This is a genomic window from Exiguobacterium sp. SH3S3 (assembly GCF_004337115.1).
In the GTDB taxonomy this organism is placed as follows: Bacteria; Bacillota; Bacilli; order Exiguobacteriales; family Exiguobacteriaceae; genus Exiguobacterium; species Exiguobacterium aurantiacum_A.
The window spans coordinates 85,087-106,675 of record NZ_SJUU01000011.1; the positions used below are offsets into that span (position 1 = coordinate 85,087).

26 protein-coding genes and 1 riboswitch are annotated in these 21,589 nt (G+C 52.8%); of the genes, 8 read left to right on the forward strand and 18 right to left on the reverse strand.

Annotated features, from left to right (window positions below):
• The first annotated feature begins 21 nt into the window (after positions 1-21).
• A complete protein-coding gene (locus EVJ28_RS11155; RefSeq protein ID WP_201738417.1) occupies positions 22-219 on the forward strand; it encodes a hypothetical protein in 198 nt (65 codons plus the stop codon).
• On the opposite strand, the gene EVJ28_RS11160 is transcribed toward EVJ28_RS11155, so the two are convergent.
• From EVJ28_RS11160 to EVJ28_RS11170, 3 genes are all read right to left on the reverse strand, one after another.
• Positions 200-787, reverse strand: coding sequence for a GNAT family N-acetyltransferase (locus EVJ28_RS11160; RefSeq protein ID WP_131468422.1), 588 nt, complete (start codon positions 785-787; stop codon positions 200-202). The genes EVJ28_RS11155 and EVJ28_RS11160 overlap by 20 nt on opposite strands.
• A 94-nt stretch (positions 788-881) precedes the next feature.
• The gene (locus EVJ28_RS11165; RefSeq protein ID WP_131457603.1) at positions 882-1,484 is read right to left on the reverse strand and encodes an NUDIX hydrolase; all 603 of its coding nucleotides are present in this window, start codon (positions 1,482-1,484) and stop codon (positions 882-884) included.
• Between the two features lie 179 nt (positions 1,485-1,663).
• The gene (locus tag EVJ28_RS11170; protein ID WP_131488993.1) at positions 1,664-1,867 is read right to left on the reverse strand and encodes a hypothetical protein; all 204 of its coding nucleotides are present in this window, start codon (positions 1,865-1,867) and stop codon (positions 1,664-1,666) included.
• Between the two features lie 248 nt (positions 1,868-2,115).
• Between EVJ28_RS11170 and EVJ28_RS11175 the strand changes: the two genes are divergently transcribed.
• Together EVJ28_RS11175 and EVJ28_RS11180 are read left to right on the forward strand one after the other, a co-directional pair.
• Positions 2,116-2,430 (forward strand): hypothetical protein, encoded by a 315-nt coding sequence (locus tag EVJ28_RS11175; protein WP_131488995.1) that lies wholly within the window; start codon positions 2,116-2,118, stop codon positions 2,428-2,430.
• Positions 2,431-2,518: 88 nt separating this feature from the next.
• A complete protein-coding gene (locus EVJ28_RS11180; RefSeq protein ID WP_131488997.1) occupies positions 2,519-3,304 on the forward strand; it encodes an SDR family oxidoreductase in 786 nt (261 codons plus the stop codon).
• Positions 3,305-3,335: 31 nt separating this feature from the next.
• Here EVJ28_RS11180 and EVJ28_RS11185 read toward each other — a convergent pair whose 3' ends face one another.
• From EVJ28_RS11185 to EVJ28_RS11220, 8 genes are all read right to left on the reverse strand, one after another.
• Positions 3,336-4,133: a GNAT family N-acetyltransferase gene (locus EVJ28_RS11185; protein ID WP_131457607.1), complete on the reverse strand. Its 798-nt coding sequence runs from the start codon at positions 4,131-4,133 to the stop codon at positions 3,336-3,338.
• Positions 4,134-4,214: 81 nt separating this feature from the next.
• Positions 4,215-5,282 (reverse strand): saccharopine dehydrogenase family protein, encoded by a 1,068-nt coding sequence (locus tag EVJ28_RS11190; protein WP_070329293.1) that lies wholly within the window; start codon positions 5,280-5,282, stop codon positions 4,215-4,217.
• Positions 5,283-5,340: 58 nt separating this feature from the next.
• On the reverse strand, positions 5,341-5,817 hold the full coding sequence (locus EVJ28_RS11195) for a hypothetical protein (RefSeq protein ID WP_131468434.1): 477 nt from the start codon (positions 5,815-5,817) through the stop codon (positions 5,341-5,343).
• Between the two features lie 86 nt (positions 5,818-5,903).
• The gene (locus EVJ28_RS11200; RefSeq protein ID WP_131488999.1) at positions 5,904-6,533 is read right to left on the reverse strand and encodes an NADPH-dependent FMN reductase; all 630 of its coding nucleotides are present in this window, start codon (positions 6,531-6,533) and stop codon (positions 5,904-5,906) included.
• The gene (locus EVJ28_RS11205; RefSeq protein WP_131457608.1) at positions 6,530-7,525 is read right to left on the reverse strand and encodes a ring-cleaving dioxygenase; all 996 of its coding nucleotides are present in this window, start codon (positions 7,523-7,525) and stop codon (positions 6,530-6,532) included. The genes EVJ28_RS11200 and EVJ28_RS11205 overlap by 4 nt, the downstream gene beginning before the upstream one ends.
• Before the next feature lie 36 nt (positions 7,526-7,561).
• Entirely contained in the window at positions 7,562-7,996 is a 435-nt protein-coding gene (locus EVJ28_RS11210) for a MarR family winged helix-turn-helix transcriptional regulator (RefSeq protein ID WP_131468436.1), read from the reverse strand.
• Between the two features lie 145 nt (positions 7,997-8,141).
• Positions 8,142-9,269 carry a tetratricopeptide repeat protein gene (locus EVJ28_RS11215; protein WP_131489001.1) on the reverse strand — a complete coding sequence of 376 codons (1,128 nt, stop codon included), beginning with the start codon at positions 9,267-9,269 and terminating at the stop codon, positions 8,142-8,144.
• 49 nt (positions 9,270-9,318) lie between these two features.
• Positions 9,319-9,858: a ribonuclease FAU-1 family protein gene (locus EVJ28_RS11220; RefSeq protein WP_131489003.1), complete on the reverse strand. Its 540-nt coding sequence runs from the start codon at positions 9,856-9,858 to the stop codon at positions 9,319-9,321.
• 209 nt (positions 9,859-10,067) lie between these two features.
• On the opposite strand from EVJ28_RS11220, the gene EVJ28_RS11225 reads away from it, so the two are divergent.
• Positions 10,068-10,814, forward strand: a complete 747-nt coding sequence (locus tag EVJ28_RS11225) for a hypothetical protein (RefSeq protein ID WP_070329299.1) — start codon at positions 10,068-10,070, stop codon at positions 10,812-10,814.
• Here EVJ28_RS11225 and EVJ28_RS11230 read toward each other — a convergent pair whose 3' ends face one another.
• Positions 10,815-11,783 carry an aminoglycoside phosphotransferase family protein gene (locus EVJ28_RS11230; RefSeq protein WP_131489005.1) on the reverse strand — a complete coding sequence of 323 codons (969 nt, stop codon included), beginning with the start codon at positions 11,781-11,783 and terminating at the stop codon, positions 10,815-10,817. It lies immediately after the preceding gene.
• A gap of 44 nt (positions 11,784-11,827) precedes the next feature.
• Between EVJ28_RS11230 and EVJ28_RS11235 the strand changes: the two genes are divergently transcribed.
• The 4 genes from EVJ28_RS11235 (at position 11,828) to EVJ28_RS11250 (ending at position 14,916) form a co-directional block, all read left to right on the forward strand.
• Positions 11,828-12,148, forward strand: a complete 321-nt coding sequence (locus tag EVJ28_RS11235; protein ID WP_070329301.1) for a hypothetical protein — start codon at positions 11,828-11,830, stop codon at positions 12,146-12,148.
• A gap of 24 nt (positions 12,149-12,172) precedes the next feature.
• Positions 12,173-12,271, forward strand: a riboswitch (TPP riboswitch).
• 63 nt (positions 12,272-12,334) lie between these two features.
• Positions 12,335-12,598, forward strand: coding sequence for an energy coupling factor transporter S component ThiW (locus tag EVJ28_RS14290; protein ID WP_236634141.1), 264 nt, complete (start codon positions 12,335-12,337; stop codon positions 12,596-12,598).
• A gap of 4 nt (positions 12,599-12,602) precedes the next feature.
• Positions 12,603-13,001, forward strand: a complete 399-nt coding sequence (locus EVJ28_RS11245; protein ID WP_131457614.1) for a VOC family protein — start codon at positions 12,603-12,605, stop codon at positions 12,999-13,001.
• A gap of 112 nt (positions 13,002-13,113) precedes the next feature.
• On the forward strand, positions 13,114-14,916 hold the full coding sequence (locus tag EVJ28_RS11250) for an LTA synthase family protein (RefSeq protein ID WP_131489007.1): 1,803 nt from the start codon (positions 13,114-13,116) through the stop codon (positions 14,914-14,916).
• A 41-nt stretch (positions 14,917-14,957) separates the two neighbouring features.
• Here the strand turns inward: EVJ28_RS11250 and EVJ28_RS11255 are convergent, their stop codons facing one another.
• The 6 genes from EVJ28_RS11255 to EVJ28_RS11280 all read right to left on the reverse strand — a co-directional run bounded on the left by EVJ28_RS11255 (position 14,958) and on the right by EVJ28_RS11280 (position 21,568).
• Positions 14,958-15,842, reverse strand: coding sequence for a VOC family protein (locus tag EVJ28_RS11255; protein WP_131489009.1), 885 nt, complete (start codon positions 15,840-15,842; stop codon positions 14,958-14,960).
• Between the two features lie 14 nt (positions 15,843-15,856).
• Entirely contained in the window at positions 15,857-16,141 is a 285-nt protein-coding gene (locus EVJ28_RS11260; RefSeq protein WP_131457617.1) for a putative quinol monooxygenase, read from the reverse strand.
• Positions 16,142-16,242: 101 nt separating this feature from the next.
• Positions 16,243-17,670, reverse strand: a complete 1,428-nt coding sequence (locus EVJ28_RS11265) for a methyl-accepting chemotaxis protein (RefSeq protein WP_161566979.1) — start codon at positions 17,668-17,670, stop codon at positions 16,243-16,245.
• A 210-nt stretch (positions 17,671-17,880) separates the two neighbouring features.
• Positions 17,881-20,532, reverse strand: coding sequence for an MMPL family transporter (locus EVJ28_RS11270; RefSeq protein WP_131489013.1), 2,652 nt, complete (start codon positions 20,530-20,532; stop codon positions 17,881-17,883).
• A 3-nt stretch (positions 20,533-20,535) separates the two neighbouring features.
• On the reverse strand, positions 20,536-20,979 hold the full coding sequence (locus EVJ28_RS11275) for a MarR family winged helix-turn-helix transcriptional regulator (protein ID WP_070329310.1): 444 nt from the start codon (positions 20,977-20,979) through the stop codon (positions 20,536-20,538).
• 85 nt (positions 20,980-21,064) lie between these two features.
• Positions 21,065-21,568 carry a GNAT family N-acetyltransferase gene (locus EVJ28_RS11280; protein WP_161566980.1) on the reverse strand — a complete coding sequence of 168 codons (504 nt, stop codon included), beginning with the start codon at positions 21,566-21,568 and terminating at the stop codon, positions 21,065-21,067.
• Positions 21,569-21,589: the final 21 nt, after the last annotated feature.

Genomic DNA, 21,589 nt, shown 5'->3' on the forward strand with positions numbered 1-21,589 from the left:
TCTAATGAGGGAGGAATAACGATGTCATCCGTCACACTCGAACCGCTTCAAGACAAACACTGGCCCGTCCTCGAGACGTTCACGCTGCCGCTCGATCAAGAGAAATATACGACGTTGCCAAAAGATATCGACTCGATAATCCCGGACGGTGTGCACCCCGTCGTCATTGTGAACGCTATACCCGTCGGCGAACAACGAATCATGTCGCTGACGGTTTGAGTTCACCGGGCAGCATCGCATAGACGGCCGTGTCGGTCAGGCGGTTGCCATCGGCGGACAAGTCGTCGTTCCGCAGTATGCCTTCAAGTTGAAACCCTAGACGTTCTGGTATCATCCGGCTGCCCCGGTTCGTCGACTCACAACGGACCTCGATCCGTTTGAATCCGAAATGTGTAAACCCGAACCGCGTGACCGCCTCGACCGCTTCGCCCATGTAGCCGTGTCCGGTGTGCATCGAATGCAGCCAGTACCCGATCTCTGCCTTCGGGACGTCCCAGTCGATGCCTTGCAGACTGACCGTGCCGACGAACGTTCCCGTATCTCGTAAAAAGATGAGGTAGCGAAAACTCTCCTCTTGCACATAAAGTTCGTGGGCACGTCGTAAATTGATCTCGGTCTCTTCTAACGTCGGGACCGTTTGAGCGAACGGCAACCACTGCCGGAACTCCTCATGTGAATCGCGAATCGCCGCGTTCACGACACGCTCGTCACCGCTCATGCGCGGTGCCCGCAATCGTAAGCGCGCCGTCTCAATCTCGAGCGGTGTTACTGGATGTACAACTTCCATCTCGTCAATTCCCCCTCTTCACTTGCGAAAACACCAAACTAGAACTCCCCCTAAACCGAGCACGAGCAATCCGTTCAACAGTCGCCAGATGATATCAATCATCATGGCCTTCTGCTTTCTCCCGAAATGTCCGAACCCCTTCAATCACTTGGTTCCAGTATGTCTCCGGATGTGGAACGAGCGTCTCTTTCGTCACGCGTAACGTCTTTCCGGTTACGACCGAAGTCGCCTCAATCTGTTCGCGCGAACCGGCGAGCAAGGCGACGAACGCCTCGAAATCAACTTTGCCGACGTCTGCTACTTCGTCAACGTCTAACGTGAACGCCTCCCCAGCGTACGGATAGACATATGTATGGGCGAACTCCCGGTCTAGAAACGCTCCCGTCTCAATCACATCTTCAAACACTCCGAGAGCAGTCAGTTGATCGAGTGATAACTCGATTCCCAGTTCTTCTTGAATCTCACGGACCCCGTCCCGGACCGTCTCTCCGGCAACCAGATGTCCTGCTGCCGTGATATCGAACAGTCCTGGAAAATCTTGTTTCGTCTCGCTGCGGAGCTGTAAGTAAAGATGCGTCGGGTCAATCATCCAGCAGTGAAACGTCTCATGCCAATCGCCGTCACGATGGACGTCGGACCGGGGCTTCAACCCGATTCTTTTACGTGTCCGGTCGACCACGGTAATAAATTCGCTCATGTCGTCACTCCATTCTCTAAAAAGGTGATCGTCCCGGCGGTCGCATCGAGCTCGACGTCGATGCCGATCGTATCGCCCGGCCGTAACGCGGTCGGTTTAATCAGTGTCGACACATGTATCCCTCCATTTTGTTCCATACGTTTACTGTACGGGTTTCGAAGGGGCAACGACAACCCAAACTAAAACAGATCAGGGTCTTCCGACAATGTCCGGACTTTCCTGACTTTTCGGTGACGACCAGTCCAGCCAAGTGTCGTGAAGAAAAAACCGCCCCCGACCATACAGAACAGCGCTACCAATCCTGCCACGACGCCATCAAATCCGTAGCGCTCGCCGCTCGCGACGAGTAGTAGCGGCGAAAAGAGGAAGGAAACCACTAGCATGATCAGCCCACCCCACACCCGCCGTCTGGGAAACCCGATCGTCCACCACCCGAAAGCAATCAATCCTAAAATGATTAACCCAACCATCCCGACTAGAACCATCGTCAGCGCCTCCACTCTTCAATTTTTTTACTATATTCCGCATCTGTCATTCAAATCCCTGTAAAAATCAGCCTATATAAATTCCTGATTTCGGGTAAATAACTAATGGAAACCATCGCACCGGGGTACCGCAGAGGAGGATCACCATGAGAGCTAGACTCATCTTTGCCTTCGCGTTCATCGGTCTTTTTTTGTTAGCAATCTATTGGGTGAGCACGTGGAACGATCACACGCTCGACGGACGCATCGAACGGATTGAAATCCCTCAACTAATGATTGGTCCAGCCGAGGCGGATATGGATGAAATCAAATTGCATACGATTCTAGTTAATGACCAGACGGAAGTGACGGGTCTTGCTAGCGACGTGCAAGAACTTCGCGCCGGTCAACATGTGACCATCGAGCTCGATCCGGATGCGACGCTCAAGATTGCGCTATCGATTCATGTAACGTCTGATTGAACGAAGAGTCATCATTTTTCAAGAAAACGGGCTTAATTTTTATAGAACAGTGGAATATGACAACAGGTAGCTGAAAGGAGACAAATACATGATTTCAAATACATTGTTGTCGAGTAAAGTCGCGTTTGTCACAGGAGCGGCGTCAGGAATCGGACGCGCCGCTGTCATCCGGTTCGTCCAAGCGGGGGCAAAAGTCGCCATCGTCGACTTGAACCAAGAGGACTCCGAGAAGCTCGCGAGCTTGATCGGGGAGGACCGCGCCATCGGTATTAGCGCCGACGTCTCCAACGAAGACGAGATGAAACGGGCTTATGAACAGACGGTCGAACGGTTCGGACATGTCGATATCGTGTTTGCGAACGCGGGACGGAACGGGACGATCACACCGATTGAGCACTTGTCGCTCGAAGATTGGAACGGGGTCGTCGAGACGAACTTGACGGGCACGTTCTTGACCGTGAAACATGCGATCCCTTACTTGAAAGAGAAAGGCGGTAGCGTCATTATCACGTCGTCGATCAACGGGAACCGTTTCTTTAAAAACTTTGGCTTCAGCGGCTATGCGACGACGAAAGCCGGCCAGACCGGTTTTGCGAAAATGGCCGCGGCTGAGCTCGCCCAGTTCGGTATTCGGGTCAACACGATTTGTCCGGGTGCGATCGATACGAACATCGATGACTCGACGAACCGGGACGACGCGTTACTTGAAGAAATCGTCATCCCGATCGAATACCCAGAAGGCAACCAACCGCTCGCCGGAAAATCAGGTACGGCGAAGCAAGTAGCCGACGTCGTCTTGTTCTTTGCGAGCAATATGTCGAGCCACGTCACCGGATCAGAAGTGTACGTCGACGGTGCCGAATCACTACTCTAACGACAACAGGTCGCCCCGCGGGGCGACCTGTTTATTTGAGAATCGGACTTTTCATGACTGCTTTTTGATAAAACGGTGTAAAACCGAGGCGCTCCATGTTGCGTCCCGAGGCGGTATCGACTTTCGTCGTCACCGTCACGTACTCGCAACCCATCGCTTTTGCCGCGGCGACTCGCTCTAAAATGAGTTGGGTCTGATACCCTTTTCCTCGATAATCGGGAATCGTGCTCGTCAAAAACAGTTCCCCCATCCCGTCCTGAACGGCGAGAATACCGCCGGCGACCGCTGTCTCGTCTTCACGGACGAGAAACGCCTGGTTTTCCGGTAACGCATAAAACCCTTTCGCCGTATCAATCGTCTCTTGCAGCACCGTCCCTGTCTCGGCGAATCCTGTCGCGATCGCCCGGGCCCATTCGTTCACGTTATCAGCGTGCACACGTTCGACACGTGTCGCTTCACTCTCTGGCAACTCAAACGCGTTCACATCGAGCAACCAGACGTCAAGAAAGTGATCGAGCGTATAGTTTCGTTCCTGCAGCAGGCGAATGAGCGACATGTCCGCGAGTGGACACACCTCAATATGTAGGCGGGACACGTTCTTACCACGGACCCACTTCTCCATTTGGTGCAGATCGTAAAAGCTCGTCGGACGGTTCAAGCCGAACCCGACCGCAAAACTCGTATTCCCCATCCGGAACACATGACCTTTATTTTCAACGATTAACTCCGAACCTTCATAGGGAGGGGTCTGTTTTCGATGCCTGATGTAGGCAGACGTCCCTTCCGCTTTGATGCGTTCGATGCGCCTGGCTAGTTCTAAGCGTTTCATCTCGTTCCCTCCCTCTAATCTTCCCTGAGTTTACCACACTTCGATTGCGAACAGATTGTGATTCCGTTACAAGGCACCGCTTTACAGGCGGACTTCATCAATCACGAACGAGGACGACCCTTCGATTTCTTCGATAAAATGCGAGCCGAACAACATCGCTGGTGTGAAGCTTCCAGGAATGACCCGGCTTGAACCGACGAGACGTTTCACGACCTCGAGCGCCCCATAGACGGTGAAGGCGTACGTGCTCGCCGTCTGAATGCGGACGATATATTTGTGTCCGTCTGCATTCGTTGCTTCGCCCCAAACATACGTCGACGACCCGTCCCGCTCCGCCTCATCCGGTCCGCTAATATGTTCATCGACATAGCGTAAGAGACGTCCTTGGACAGCGTCACTACCAAGAATCGGACTAAAGAACGACATGAGACGAGACGCATATCCGGCCACTGGGGGCACTGGGATCCATGTCGTGATGTTCGGGATGCCCGTCGTATAATACGCGGTCGAGACGTCACCCCACGGAATCGCGAGCGCTGTTTTCTTGCCGCGCCCAAAGTCGATTTGTCGACGCTTGGCCCCAAGCGGGAACGGCGACAGTTTTCCGTCTTTCCGCTCGGCACTGCTCGAGCCGAGCCCACGGATTGCTGTTTTCATCGTTCCGCGCGAAATACCGGCAGCAGCCGAGAAGCCGAGGGCGAGATTCGTCGCGTCCGGCATGAGTTCCTTCAACTTGCGGGCGACACAGTCGGTCGGGATGACGTCAAAGCCGACACCCGAGCACAGCAATACCCCGGCTTCTTGCGCGAGCTTGGCCCGTTTCTTCGAATGGATGTATTCGAATACTTCGATTTCCCCGGTAATATCGAGGTAATGCGTCTGTGACGCGAGGCACGCCTCGACCATCGGCTGACTCGTATCGGCGAACGGTCCAGCACAGTGCAAGACGAGGTCGATGTCAGCGAGTTCCTGCTTCGCTTTGTCGAGCGACAGACTAAAGACACGCGTCTCGCATCCGAGCTCATCGCCGAGCCGCTCGATCGCGTCCGCACGCCGCCCTGCGAGCACCGGTGTCATCCCTTCTTTTACTGCTTGCCGGGCAATCAGTTCACCCGTATAGCCGTTCGCGCCATAGATCATCCATTTCATCACGATTCCTCCTCCATGTCGATAAACTTCCTTTCCCTGTTCCCTATTCGTCCGATTTTCACCCGTACAGATGACGCACGACATCTTGCACCATGCCGACAAAGTAAACAATCCCAACGACCGCTAATAAGACACCGGCAGGCACGACCAGACTAGACAACGCCTGTCTGCGTTCAAATCGACGGCCTTTATGTTTCAACCAGCGATCAATCGTCCAGAACAGAACGGCCGCCCCTAGGCTGAGCCAAAGTAAAACGAGCCCGAATCCGATATGTAATCCAAACGAGACGATTGTCTCAAACCGCTTCGGTACACGGCGCGCCAACCAGTCACTGAATATTGACGTCAAAACGCCGTAAGTGACGATAGCCGGGAAGCTATACGCTAAATAAACGGCCGTCAACAGTAGCAACCCGTTCACGTTATCCCATAGTCCTCCGCTATCCGATTCTAGCGATAGGACAACAAAAGCGGCCAATAAGAACGCATAAATCAGTGCCGTCATTGAAGCCGTAACAATTTTCCGCTCCCACATTTTTATCCCCCCACTCTTTTAAAATTTACACTACTCGTCCGAGAAACGCACAAAAAATCCAGCCTGTTTAAGGGCTGGCCGAATACTCAGTTGTTCGTTGCTTCCGCCGCTTTCGTACGGACCGTCTGCATCGCTTCTGTCCACGGGACGAGCTGGTCGAGCATATCGTTCACCGATTGGACTTGTACGTCTTTCGGTGCGAAGTGCGTGCCGTTCTCGAAGTCTGTGAAGAGCGATAGCGCTGGGTGGACCCGGACGTGGGCGATCAAGAGTTCGCTCAAGACACCGCGCACATGCTCAGTTGCCCGAGCACCGCCGACCGAACCGTACGAGACGATCCCTGCCGCCTTGTTATGCCATTCGTTGCGTAAGTAGTCGAGGGCGTTTTTGAGCGCGCCTGTCATCGAGTGGTTGTACTCTTGTACGATGAAGACGAAACCGTCCATCTCTGCAATCTTCTCCGACCATGCCGCGGCACCTGTCGCGTCGCTGCCTGCCTCGCCGAGAAGCGGTAAGCTGTAGTCCGCGATATCGATGATTTCATAGTTGGCGTCACCGCGCTTGTCGGCAAGTTTTTTTACCCATTCTCCGACTTGCGGGCTAACGCGTCCTTCACGAGTCGATCCGAGTACGATTCCAATTTTCAACATAGTAGTTCCTCCTTGTGAGTTGGTTGGTTCTTCTTGTTTACCGAACAAACGATTGAAAAAACTCATGATGGCATACCCTCATATTCTTTCTCGAACGTTTTGGTACTTCTGACCGTATCAATCGGCCGGACCATCGCTTCGATCTGCTCACGCTTCGACTCTAAGAACGGTGGGAGCGACAATTTCTCACCGACCGTCTCATACGGTTCGTCACCCATGAATCCTGGTCCGTCGGTCGCCCATTCGAACAAGATTTGCGGTGCGACGCGTGCGTATGATGATTCAAAGAAGAAGCGGTCGACGTAACCTGACGTCGGTAACCCGAACTGTTGCAGCCGCGCTGTCCATTCATCGAGGACGCTGCGGTCGTCGACGCGGAACGCGACGTGGTGAACCGTTCCAAACCCTTGGCGTGCTTGCTGAGATGTCTCGTCATGGATGACGACGACTTGCGCTCCGTTTCCACCCTCACCTCCTTCAAAGAGATGGTTGTCACCTTCTTGCCCGATCTCTTCGAACAACATGACTTGCTCCATCACTTGTTTGAAGTACGTGAAGTCGGAAATACGGATAAAGATTGGCCCGAGGCCAGTGATCGCATACTCGAGCGGAATCGGACCGTTTGGCCACGGCTCACCGGAAGCGACACCTTGATTGAACTCGTCCGAGATGAGCTGATACGCCTGGTCGTCAAAGTCGACGAACGACAGCGTCTTCTTGCCGAACTGCTCGGTGATCCCTTCATGCTTGACCTTTAACCGATCAAAACGACGGACCCAGTAGTCGAGTGCCTGATCCGTCGGGACACGGAACGATGTCTTTGAAATCTCGTTCGTCCCGTGCACGCCTTTTGGGATGCCCGGGAAGTCGAAGAACGTCATGTCCGTCCCGGCGCTTCCTTTATCGTCCGCAAAGAACAAGTGATACGTCTGAATGTCGTCTTGGTTGACCGTCTTCTTGACGAGACGCATCCCTAAGACGTTCGTAAAGAAGTCGTAGTTCTTTTCGGCGCTGCTCGTGATCGCCGTCACATGGTGAATCCCTTTTACATGGTTCATCTAAATCGCCCCTTCAAAATCTTGATTCCGAGATAATTAATTAAAAATTTTTGACGCCTCGGCACGTTTGCCGACCGTCTTCAATTGAGTGATTGTGTTATCTAAATCGAGTCCGTCGAACAACTCGTGCATCCGTTTCGCGTGTATCGGAAAAATTTGATCCATCAAGTCGGTTCCCGCTTCAGTCAATGCGGCATACGTCACGCGGCGGTCGCTCGGACAAGATTTCCGGACCAAGTAGCCTTTTGCCTCGAGCCGATCGACGAGATACGTCATGCTGCCGCTCGAGAGCAAGACTTTTTTACCGATGATTTGAATCGGTTGGTCGCCTTTATGATAGAGCAGTTCGAGTACCGAGAATTCGGTCGCGTTCAGTCCATATACGGCGACTTCTTGTTTGACCATGTCCTGGATCGACTGCGAGGCCCGAAATAAGACGGTAATCGCTTTTAAGGCGTCTGATTGTTTCATCTTTTCCCCTCCTTTGTTGAGAGAAAACAATACTTTAAATTTAATTATCTTTAATTCAAGATAAATATAACACTTCAATTTGGATCGGTCAATCAATTCGTCTCCAAAAAAGACAAGGCCGCTTCCACAGGCCTTGTCTTCCGGATCAATCGTACGTCTCGTCGAGGTTGCGCGCATAGAATGCGATGGCGCGACGATAACGCTGAATGCTGTCATCTGGCTGCGGACTAGCGAGCAGCTCGAGCAACGCACCGGTCGCTTCCTGATGCTGTCCGAGGTTGTAGCGCGTCATCGCTTGGAACACTTTCAAGGCAGCGATGTCAGGGAACTGTTCGATCGCCTTAGCAAACAGCTCCTCGGCATCCTCGTAACGACCGAGCGCACGGTACGTGCTGCCGAGCCCGATATACGTCTCACTGAGCTCGTGACCGCTCAGACCGAGTCGGATGGCCCGCTCATAGTGCGGGACGGCTTGACGCTCTTCGCCGAGCGAGTCATAACACCAGGCACATTGCGCGTGGAGTCGTGGATTCTTCTCATCTTGACGCAACAGCATGAGCAACAGCTGCTTCGCCCGCTCGAGCTCTCCGTTCTCGCGCAGGCGGATCGCCTCGTCGAGTCCGACCTCTTCAGGCTGTTTGACGTGAAGGTCGCTCAAATCATCGAGCCACGCCTGCAGTTTCTCATAATATTTCCCGATATGGACGCCGTCGACGAGCGCGTGGTGCGCTTGAACCGAGAGCGGCATCATCATCCGGTCGCCAACCTTCGTGAATTTGCCCCAGGCGATCCGCGGAACGCTATCGTGCTGTTGGTCATTCGTCGGGTGACTGATGCTCGTGAACGTGAGCCAAGGCACGCTCGTAATATAGAGCAGGCTGTCCGGCTCGTCATCTCCGACGACGACTTCTCGTTTCGCCCCGCTCATCCGCACGGCCACTTCCTCCATGAAGTCGGGAAACGCGTCTTTATACGTCGCCGTACAGAAATTGAAGACGTCATCATCCATCATGACGGTGAACGATGGATGGACGACATCATGCTCGACGACCACGTCACCGCGCATCCGGTACCTAAGTTCCGGGATGGCGTTCGCCGTCTTCACCACGCCGTATAAGAACAGCTTGAAAAATGACTGTCCGCGCGTCTTCGCGAACGTATGTAGCTTCGTCACGTCGACGTTCGCCGTCACGTTGAAATGCGGGGCGTCAAACGCCTTGAAAAACTCATAATGCTTTTTACGCGGCCACTTCTCGAGATCAATTTGTTTCATCTATCTTCCCCCCTGTTCTTTCACTGTACCAAAAGCAGTACGGGAAGACTCAAAGCTTTTGCTTCAACTGCTCGTAATGCTCGTTCGCTAAATCAAAATAGACGAAGTCGCGGCGTTCGATCCGATCGAGCGTCGCCTTGAAATCACGCCAGCCACGGTCGACCATCTCCGGCGTGATCTCACCTGACTTGGCTGCCGCTTCGAACTCATCCTCGTCTTTACGGACGACGTCACCGTTCGGGAAGATAAGGATGTCGAGCAGGAGGTCATCCATGTACGGAATCCCATCCTCATACCCGATCCCTTCAACGATATCGATGTACCATTGGACGATGTTGCCCCGGTCGTCGAACATGACGGTCACCCCGAACGGTTCATGTTCTGAGAAGTACTGGAGCCACGCGTAACCTGCGTCGGCGACGATGAACTCCTCGCCGTTATGCATCTTATATTGCGGGGCTCGGACGGCGTCAATTTGGAAGAGGGCGACGGTGCCCGAGAAGCGGTCGTCCCGCACCTCCATTTGCGCGTATCGATTTTTTAATATGCGTTCCCAATCACGACGATTGGCAAATTTTCGTTTTGGCATCTCTCTCTCTCCTTTAAATCAGTTTCCTAAATGTGTTCGCCAAAAGTCGACATTCCCCTGTTCAATCGTACAGGTTGTATTGATTGAACCAGACGAGGTAGCGATTCCATTTGCCCTAGATGAGAAAGTATCCAGGTTCTCATCCCATTTCATACATGCTACGCTAATGTAAAATAGGGAAATAATGTAACTTACTAGGGGGTTGTTTTATGAAACGGTTAGGACTACTTGGCTTAAGCGCGTTCTTGCTGACAGGCTGTACCGATCAAGCCGAGAAACCAATCGTCTCTCCTGATATGAACGAACAAGATGAAGAAGCGACGATCGAATGGACACGAGAAGATTTCAAAGACGTCTTTGACCAACACGAGACTGCCCAAGACTTGTTAGCAGCGCTCGAAACCCAAGGGCTAACACCGTTCCGTGAGACGTTCGAACGCGTCGTCATCGCCGGGGACGGGATCCATCATACATACGCCGATATTTATCCGTTCAAGCTCGACGACGGTACGTACGCGACCGTCTATGAGAATGAAGACGGTGAGATTGCCAACGGTCCCGAGTCGGTCGCACCGCTCTTTTGGCAAGAAGAGTCGTTCACGCAATTCGTTGAGGAGATTGAGAAGCGCAAATACGGGACGAGTGCCCCGCCGACCGACGTCACATTGACGCAAGACGAGTTTCAATCGATTTACGACCGCCATGCCTACACGTCAGCGCTCATCGTCGAGCTCGACGAATGGGGAGTTCAAGTCGCACGCGACCCAATCGAGAACGTCATCATTGCCGGGAACGGCGTCAAGGAAGTGACGGCCGACTTGATCGTCTTTGAGATCGAAAACGGCTACGCTATCGTCTACGACCAAGACGGTGAGATTTTGAAAGCACCGGAGTCGATCGCCCAGCTGTTTTGGAACGAGACGGATTATGAAAACCTGCTCGAGAAGAACGAGTGATCACGTACCGCGACGTTTCAAGTCCCGATACTCGAGGAACAAGTTAAGCCATTGGGCCGGTTTATCGGCTGACTCGGACGGATCATACCGATAGTTGGTAACATATACATGCCACGACAGTGCCCGATACACGCAACCGAGCTCTTCAGCGATCAACAAATGGCGCCATAGCACGTCCCGAGGCGCCACACCTTCCCACTCAGCCAAGTAGACGGTACGCATCTTCTGAATCTGTTCATACCATGCGACTTCATCGTCTTCTGGCAACAAGTCGTAGAGCGCGTTCCAAAACACACGGACGCTGAAGAACGGATGGGTGACGGTCGCATCGCCCCAATCGAGAATACATAAGTCATCCTTCTGTTCGCGCCAAAAGATGTTGCCGCCATGTAAGTCGCCGTGCTCGAGACTCATCGGCAGCCCAGTCGCGAGCTCGTCGCACATGGTGAGGAGTTCGTCTTGGAGCGCCAGCACCGCCTCTGCCTTATCTCGATCTAACCCCGTACATAACTCGGGTAAATACGTCCGTATCTCTTCTTTTAGACGAGCCGGACGCCGGTCCGGGATGCCGTAGGCCAAAAGCGTATCCATGTAATTCGCTTCTTTTCTCTGTAGTTTCGCATATTGACGCACAGCCGCTTCGTACCGACTGTGCTTAGGGTATTCGCGAAGTGCATCCCCGCCGATGTCTCGCATAAGTAGCCAGTTGCGTGCCGCGTCAATGGCGATGACCTCCGGGACGAGTCCCGGATGCCGTTCGGCTAGATGCATCGACAGTTCGGCCTCGCCACCACTGATTGCTGTCACCGCCTTGGCGTAGTAACGGTCTGCTCCGTACTCTCCATACATCAAGTATGTCAAATCCGTATCTTTCACAACCCGCCACGTCACGCCTGGCACATGGCCATCGAGCCAGTGCTCGAACTGTTCACGGTAAGACTCGTCACGCCATGGGATCGCACTCCTCACTGACCTCACTTCCTTTCACCACACTTCGTTTAGGAGGAAATAATATGGACGTTGTCTATTATTCATACCCTGTCGATGCGTTACTCTATATGTATTTAGGTGCGACGGCTGTCTTCAGCTTCATAATCGGTCTAGTCGTTCGCCGCGTGGCGAGACGTCCAGATATCAGCTTTTGGACGACAATCGTGCTCAGCTTTGTCGGACTATGTCTTTCACTCGGCTGGTTCCGTAACGCCTCGGTCACTGTATTTATGGGTACACTCCCGTGGCTCATCAATCTCGTGTTTTCCCTGTTTTTATACGCCCTGTATAGCGGTATCATTTATTTCATCTTCCGACCGCGAAAAATTGAGGCAACAAAATAACGTTATGCTATACTCAAACCAATAAACGACCACTAGGGGAGCCTTCGGGCTGAGACGGCAACTGCCGGACCCTTCGAACCTGATCTGGCTCATACCAGCGTAGGGAAGTGGCTTGGATACGTCTGTCTGTCCACGCCACTTTTCCACTTGGAGAAGTGGCGTTTTCATTTTGAAAGGAGACACTACATGCGTATTCAACAACTCACTTGGATGGCGATGCTCATCGCCATCGCCATCATCGGCTCCCTGTTCATCTCCATCCCGACCGGTGTCGCCCGGGCCTATCCGGTGCAACATATGGTGAACGTCATCGCCGCCGTCACCGTCGGTCCGTTCGGGGCCGTGCTCGTCGCGTTCGTGACCGGATCCCTCCTCGGTGTCGTATACGTCTTCTTTCAAGAAAAGTTCCGCTTCAGGCTCCTATTCGCTAAAATGAAAGCAAAGGAGTGACACGATGAAACAAATCCACCATCTCTGTATCCAAACGCCCGACTATGCGGCGTCAAAGCAATTTTATGAAACGCTCGGTTTTGAGCTCGTCCAAGAGTCACCCGACTTCCATACCCGGGCGTTCAACAGTTGGCTCAAGCTCGGCGACTTCTATATCGAACTTCAGACGGCGAAGGCGGACGAGGCGTTATCGCCGTATTCGAAACATGCGGCCGGACCCGTTCACTTCGCCTTGTACGTCGATGACCTTGAAGCGGAAGTCGGTCGGCTCGAGGCGCTCGGTGTCACGTTCTTGCCGAAACACGGCGGGAATATCTACTTCGTCGTCGATGGCCACCTGAGCAAACTACAAGCCCCAGAAGGCACGATTATCGAGCTTCGGGACACATTTTTGATCAAGTGAGGCGCTCGCCTCGCTTTTTTTCGTCCGCATCGCACACCCCCATGTTTCCCGCCACCTACGAACAGGTACATGAAAAAGAATACGACGTGTACGTACCGTTTGGAGGCTATTTATGAACCATCTTGATTATTGGAGTTATCTGTCACTATCACTTGCCAAACTATTTTTATTCAGCGTCTTGACCGCGAGCGCGTTCAACGTTCATTTTTTACTCGTCAACATCGGGATGATTCTCATGATGACGAGCTGGGCGTTGCTCGTGAAGACGAAAACACGGCGCTGGATTTTATTCGCCTCGCTGTTTCTACACAGTACACTCCTCATCTCCGACGTCTGGTATTATCGCTATTTCGGCAATCTGTTATCGGTCGCGCTTTTGTCAGACGTTGGTCAGATGGGCGACGTCGGCGGCGGCTTCCTGACGTTGATTCAACCGACCGACTTTCTATTGTTCGCGGACTTGGTGCTTTATACCGCTGTCCTCGTCTATATGAGAAAAAAACCTGCGCAAGGCACAGGAAAAAATCGCCGGATCGCCGCTGCCGGTTTTGTCATCGGCTTGACCGCCTTCGTCGTTCCGTTAACCGTCAGTCAGCCGAATGATGACGAGCAAGCACCGATTTCGAACATGCGTGAATATTACGAGTACGGCTTTTGGGGGTATCACGGCCTCGACTTGTTCCGTGGCATCGGCGACCAACTCGGCTTCGGAGGCGACTTAACGGTACAAGAAGAGACGCGGCTCGGTACCTCGACTCCAACTGACGTCGAGACAACGGCCGATACGAACGTCATCATGCTGCAGCTCGAGTCGTTCCAGACGTCGGTGATCGGACAGACGATCAACGGACAGGAACTGACACCGAACTTGAACGCGCTTCGTGACGAGATGTTGTACTTCCCGAACTTCTATCATCAGACGCACGAAGGCCGGACGTCGGATGCGGAATTCACGGTCAACACCTCGCTCTACCCGGTCAAATCCGGTTCGGTGTACACCCAGTACGGTGACCATACGTTTGACGCCTTACCTGAACGTTTGCGCCAAGCCGGCTATGATACGGCCGCGATGCATGCGTTCGACAAAACGTTTTGGAACCGCGACAACGTCTATGACAATATCGGCTTCAATCATTTTTTCAGCAAAGATGACTATCCGGAAGAACCTGTCATCGGCATGGCGCTTAACGACAAAGATTTCTTGACCACTTCCGTCGAAGCGATGGACACGTTAGCGGAACCGTTTTATGCGTTCATGGTCGCTTTGACGAGCCATACGCCATATGAGCTCCCAGAAGCTGAAAAACGATTGGACTTGACCGGTTATGACGACCCGCTGCTTCAAAACTATTACCATACCGTCCACTACGTCGACGCGGCCGTCGGGTTGATGGTCGATCAATTGAAGGCGAACGGGACGTGGAATAATTCGTTAGTCGTCTTTTATGGCGATCATGACAGCGGCCTGACCGCCGCAGGTGACGAGATGGCCGAGCAAGCGAACGCCGATTCGGCCGTCGAACTGTTTCAGCTCGACCGTTCTGTTCCACTCTACATCAAGCCAGCCAACTTGAACGAAGGTCGAACGATCGAAGCGAACGGCGGTCAAACGGACATCGCCCCGACCATCTTGGAGTTGCTCGGGATGGAACCCGCTTACATGCTCGGTAGCCCGCTGCTCGACGACGAGCCGAACTTGACCGTGTTCCGTAACGGGTCGTTCCGGTACGACACGCTCTACTATGTTCCAAACTTGACCGATCCCGTCGGAAACGGGACGTGTTACGCGGTCGAGACAGGAGACGAGCTACCGCTCAGTCAATGTGAGCCTTTCATCGACGAAGCAGCTGAACAACTGCGTCTGTCCGATACGATCATCGAGAAAGACGCACTCTCCAAAACAAAACGCGAATAACACCATGCCGCCCTGATTCGCTAAGGGTGGCATGGTTCGTTTCAATATACTTTCCGCAACTCGGTCAGCTCGATCTTCTTCATCGGCAAGAACGCTGCCGTTACCCGCGCCAACTGTTCCGGCGTGCCGGTCGTCAGCATCTCTTCCATTTCCCACGGAACGATTTGCCAGGAGACGCCGTAGCGGTCCTGTAGCCAACCGCATTGTTCGGCTTCAGGTACGGACGATAGTTCATCCCAATACGCATCGATTTGTTCTTGTGTCTCACAAAACGCGATCAACGACTGCATCTCGTTGAAAGCGAACTGGTGATGCTCGGCACTGTCCATGACGATGAACTCACGTCCAGATAAGACGAAACGGGCGTAGTTCAACTTCCCTTCTAATTCTGGGCCATCGTCTTTATCGTAACGGATCATCTGATCGTCGAGCACGTACGAGTCCGGGAACACTGTGACCCAATCGTCCATCGCCGCCTCGGCCCGGCCGAACGCCTCCCCGACGAACAACAGACACGGCGTCACCGTCTGGATGTCCATGCCGTCGTTGTGCATGATTTGCCAAGAGACACCGTGCTTGTCTTTCAACCAGCCGTAACGTTCACTAAAGTCGTACGTGTCGAGCGGCGTGAGCACGTCAGCACCGTCCGATAACTTGTCCCACAGCGTATCGACTTCTTCTGACGTCGGGAGCGAAATCATATAGGAGAAGGACGGATTCCGCTCCTTCAAGTTACCCGCACCGAGCAATTGAAAGAACTGACCAAAGAGTGAGACGGTGACGACCGTCGTCTCGCCAGGCGGGGTGTCGATAAGTTTCGTCGTATAATCGACGAATGAATCAGGAAATATCGAGACGTACCAATCGGCAATCGCTTCGACGTCTTGTTCGAACCAAATACACGGAATAATCGGTTGTGTGATCATCGGACTGTCTCCTTTCAGACCTCTCGCAAACGGTACACGTCACGGACAGCGAGTAACGTCTCGGCAGCTTGCCGATACGCTTGATAGTGGCTTGAGTTGATATGATGGTCGAGCGCCGTCTCGTCCCGATACTTCTCGTAGAACACGAACGTACCCGGCGCATCGATCGACTCGTGTAACACGTAGGCGAGACACCCTTCTTCCTGCCGCGACGGCGGGATGACCTGATCGAGTGCTTGACGCAACTCACTCTCTTTGCCCGGGTGAGCCTTTAAGATAGCTGTGATTGTAATTTCCATTGATCGTTCCTCCTCATGTTAGGACTGACGCAAAACTTTTCCCGTTTTAGAAGAGATGTATACGCAAATGGACACACCTATTTTCAAGGCGTGTCCATCGTTTAGACGAGTTCGTTCGCAATCTCGTTCAATTCTGCAATTTGATCTTTCAACGAAGCCAACGCCTGTTGCTGCGACGTCGTCAACACATGCACGTCTTGACTGTTCTCTTCGAGAGCTGTCATCAGTGCCGACATTTGGCCCGTCACTTGATGGACTTTGTTCAGTTCTGAAGCGACGACTTGGAGCTGGGTCGATGTCTCATCCACCGTGCTCGCGACCGTACCTGTCGTCTGAATCATGGAGAGAATCGACGTCCCGCTCTTACGGACTTGTTCTTCCTGCGTCGACAAACGTTCTGTGCTGCCATCGATCGCCCGTTCCGTCACTTGTACCTCTTGCATGACGAGTTGGATAATATCATTGATTTGAGATGAGGCTTGGGCGGTTTGAGCCGACAAATTTCGAATCTCGGACGCGACGACGGCAAACCCTTTCCCGTGCTCACCCGCTCGCGCCGCTTCAATTGAGGCGTTGAGCGACAGCAGGTTCGTCTGAGATGAAATCTGCTGAATCGTCCCCGTGATCGTCCGTACTTCTTGGAAGCGCTCCGCCAACCCTTTAAACGCATGATTGACTTCACCGATACTTAAGTTCAGTTCAGCAAGCGAACGTTCTGTCGAGTCCATGTTTTCATGCGAGACGTGAGCGTCCTGCAAGACGCCACTCACTTGAGACGTTGTCTCCTGGAGCTGCTGCTGCATTCGTTCAAACGCCTGTACAGTTGAATGGATTTGTGAAGCGACAGTTTGGATAAGACCTGCCTGTTCAGATGTTCGTTTCGTCATCGAACCGATTTGTTCCGTCACTTGTTCCGAAGCATTTGTGACTGAATCGACTGAATCATTCATCGTGAAGACAGCTCCGTGAAGCGTAGTCGCACTCGCTGTCGTTTTCGCCATTGTCAGCTCGATTTTTCCTGCATGTTGTTCTGCTTTCTCTTGCTGTGCGAACGTCTCATGCAACAACTTTGCGCCAAAGAAGGACACAAAGTACGCGCCAGACAAAGCCATTGTGAGCATCGTGAACCAAATGACGAGGTCGAGCGGCGTTGCAAATGAAAAGCGCCCAATCAAGACAGCTGAGACCGAGACGATTAGCGCGAGCATGCTACCATATAGAACAAGATGACGATTCAAGTACATCAACGTCAACACGATGTAAAGAAAGACGACATTTTGAATCGCCGCACCTGGTAGCGTCAAGATAATCGCTGAAGCCGCAATGTACATCAATGTGACGAGCCCATACTTCAACCAAGCATGCTCTACATAGAAGCGATGGCCGAGCCATGACCCAATCTGAATGACACTCCCTACCACAATAAAACTGACTGCGTCTTGTCCAGCGAGCTCCCCGATCCAGTATAAAACACCCATAATCGGATAAGAGAGGAAAAATAAAACGATCAACATACGCGATACTAACAACGAGCTCATTTTTTCAAAATGATTCACCATGATTGTTGCCTTCTTTCAGTAGAATAAAGATCTACACTATATTTCGGTGCATTTTTTCAAATATGAAGTTTGTTTTTCGCTATTCTGCCCACATTGACTAAACAAATAAAAACTGTCCCTCAAATTGTCATTTGTACTTAACAATTGAGGGACAGTTTAATTGAATGACGTCTTTTTTAGTCATTTATTCTTTCGTTTGAACGGCCACCAAACACCATCTCCGAACGATACGGTGATTGCCGGGATGAGGAGTGGCAGCACGATCAACCCGTACAATAACAGACCGGTGATGACGATCGTCGCGATCTGGACGAGGCTGAGTACACCAGACGGAATCATCGCCCCGAACGTCCCGGCGAGGATGACGGCTGCCGTCATGATGACCGTCCCCATCTTCGTCATGGCGTGGACGAGCGCGTTACGCACCGTCATCCCATTGATCGATTCTTCGCGGAACCGATCGAGTAGGAAGATCGAGTAGTCGATGCCGAGCGCGATCAACATGACGAACCCGAAGAACGGTACGGCCCAGCTGATGCCGTCATAACCGAGTCCTTCAACGAAGATGAGCTCCGTGATCGCCGCTGACGTGTAGTACGTGAGCAATAGTGACCCGATCATATAGAGCGGCATGATCATCGAACGGAATAGTACCGTCAAAACGATGAACAGCGTCACGAGCATGATGGCGACGGTCCGATTGAAGTCGTTCGTCGATGTCTCGTTTAAATCGCTGTTAATGCTTGAAATCCCGGCGTAACCGATGGTCGCGTCGTCAAATGGGGTGTCCGTCACGACACGTTCCATCGTCTGTTTCAACGTTTCGACCGTATCGATTGCTTCCGGCGAGTACGGGTCCATATCAAGGATGACCTCGAGTTGTGTCGCCGTCCCCTCGTCGAACACGTAACGCTCGACGGCCGGGGCGAACTCGTCTGACGTGAGCGTTCCTTCCGGTAAATAGACGCCCGTCTCACGCAGGCTGTCCGCTTCACTGAGTGCCGAGAGGAACGCCACCGCGTCGCCCAGACCGGTTTCGATTTGCGCGAGCCCAGCGTTCGCTTCACCGACACCAGTCGCGAGTTGGCCGAGACCCGATCCGAGCTCACCGACTTGCGCACCTTGCGCCGTCAACGCAGACGCTGCTTCATTGATACCCGCCTCGATCTGACTGAGACCACCAGACACTTGTTGCAGTTGCGCCACAGTCGCCGGGATGTTTTGCGTCGCCGTGAGACCTTGTCCGATCAAACCGAGTTGGGCGTTCAGTTGGCCGAGTCCGGCTGCCGCTTCCGCGAGCGGCGCCCCGGCGTTTGTCGTACCAGCCGGCAGTTGACTGACGACCGCGTCTAGACCGGTCTCGACTTGAGCGAGCCCGTCTTGCACGTCACCGAGACCGCTCTCTGCCTCGGCAAGCCCTGAACTCACTTGTTCGAGTTGCGTATCGACATAAAAATCATCGATGACGTCACCGGTCGGACGTGTGATCGAACGGACACCGCTCACACCATCGACTTTTTCTAATTCGCTCGCGAACTTCTCGATGTACGGAATATCCGACTCGGTCAGTTCCGACTCTTGCTTCAAGATAATTTGAACCGGGAGCGATTCGCCTTGTCCGAACCCTTCCGAGATCAAATTGAGACCGCGCACCGAGTCATAATCGTCACCGATCTCATCGACCGTATTGAACGACCGGGCATCGTCGTACGTGAATAACACCGGCACGGTGATCAGTGCGACGACAAGGATCGAGACGAACGGACGATTGACCGAGATGCGGCTGAATCCAGCCCACAGCTTGCTGTCGTGATGCTCGCCTGCTTTTTTCGACGGCCAGAACAAGCGATTCTTGAGCGTCGCCATAAAGAACGGCACAACCGTGAACAAGATGAGCAACAAGACGGCAATCCCGACCGCGACCGCGACGGCCGACTTGAAGATCGGAAAATCGGCAAATCCGATCGCGGCGAAGCCGACGAATACGGCGAGACCACTAATGAGCACCGTCCGCCCAGCCGTCTTATACGTGTTGACGATGGCGTCCTCGATCGCGTGCCCGGCGCTGAGTTCTTCTTTATACCGGCTAAGAAGCAGGATGCAGTAGTCGGTCCCAATCCCGAACAAAATCGCCACGAGGAAAATTTGTGTGTAGTTCGAGACCGGGAAACCGAACCAGTCGACGAAGAACGCGACGAACGATTGGCTGAGGAGATAGGTGAACCCGACCGCGATCAACGGAATGAACGGGGTTACGATTGAACGGAACACGAGCAAGAGCAGTCCGAAAATCAACACGACCGTGATGATCTCGGTCTTCTTCAACCCTTCCTGCGCACTCAAGTTCACATCGTTGTTGATGATTTCTTCACCTGTGATGTAGACGGTCTCGTCTGTCGGGAGGATGTTCTCGCGGACATCGTCCGCGAAAGCGTTGATGTCCTCCATCGACCCTTCGACCGTGATCGGGACGAGGACGATACGTTCATCTTCCGAGACGAGTTGTGCCTCCGTCTCGGCGTTCTCGAACGGGTCGAGCACATCTTTGACGACCGTATCATTTTGTTCCAGCTCGTCGATTACCCGGGCAATATCGGCCCGTTCGGCATCTCCGAGCGCTTCAAATTCATAGACGAGCGAAATCGTCTTATCGCTCTTGCCCGCAGCGTTCAAGATGTCTTGCGCGCGTTGCGAGTCCATGTCTTCAGACAGTTGGAAACTTCCCGCCTGTTCTGCCTGTTCGGTCAAGTTTGGTGCCGCGACGAACAAGGCCGCCGTCAACACGACGAGACCGATCAAGATGCCGAAGCGCCATTGAATAATTTTGCGCACGTGTTATTCCTCCCCAATTCGAAGCAGCTCTTTGATTTTCCGGAACGTCCGGACGAACTGTTCGATCTCTGCCTCATCTATTTTCCCGTCGAGTAGTGACTCGACATAATGGTAGACGGCCGTATCTGCCTGTTCGACGACGTGGTGTCCCGCCGCTGTCAGTTCGATCAACCGTTCGCGTTGGTCTTGCCCGCGTCGACTGACGACGAGCTGTTTCTCAACGAGTTTTTTTAAGCGGTTTGAAACGGCGCTCTTATGCACACCTTGTTTCATCGCCAACTGACCCGCTTGAATCGGGCCGAACTGTTCGAGCAGTTTTAATAGTTGGAGCTGTTCACGCGAATACTCGCGCCAGACGTCGCCTTCCATCGCCTCAATGACATGTTCCGCTCCGTGGAACATGACTTCTTCAAATAGTTGGACGGCCTCCCGCATCAATTCTTTCATTTTGGTTTACCCCCTAAACTAGTTAGAGATAGTTTATGCCCTAAACTAGATGCCGTCAAATAAAAAGACCGACGAAGTAGGCGCTTCATCGGTCCATTTCGTAAACGTATGTGTAAAAAGATAAGAATCGTCCTTCCCATTCAATCTGATGTATTTCATCTTCACGAGAAAAGCCAGAACGCATCAAGACGTGTTGGGACGCCTTGTTATCTGTCGTCGTCTTGGCAATCAATCGTGTGAATCGAGGAAGGTTAAGCGTAAGTAATTGCTGAAGAGCTGCGGTGGCATATCCACGACCTACATAGTTCTCACCGATTCGATAGCCGATTTCCCCGGTCTCGAAATTGACATGATGGACGTTGAGACGCCCCACGATGGCCTCACCATGACAAATCAAATAATAATATCCATCCCCGTTCACTTGTTCGGCCAACAAACGTTCTAACGCCTGACGAAATGCTTCAGGTTCATAGTACGCGTCTCCACGGCTCGGAACGTAACGCTCGAAATAGGGACGGTTCTCACATTCAAACGTGTACAATGCGGTTTCGTGCTGTATGCGCAACGGTTTCAGACTCACCCGATTCACGTAATCAACGCCTCCTTTCTC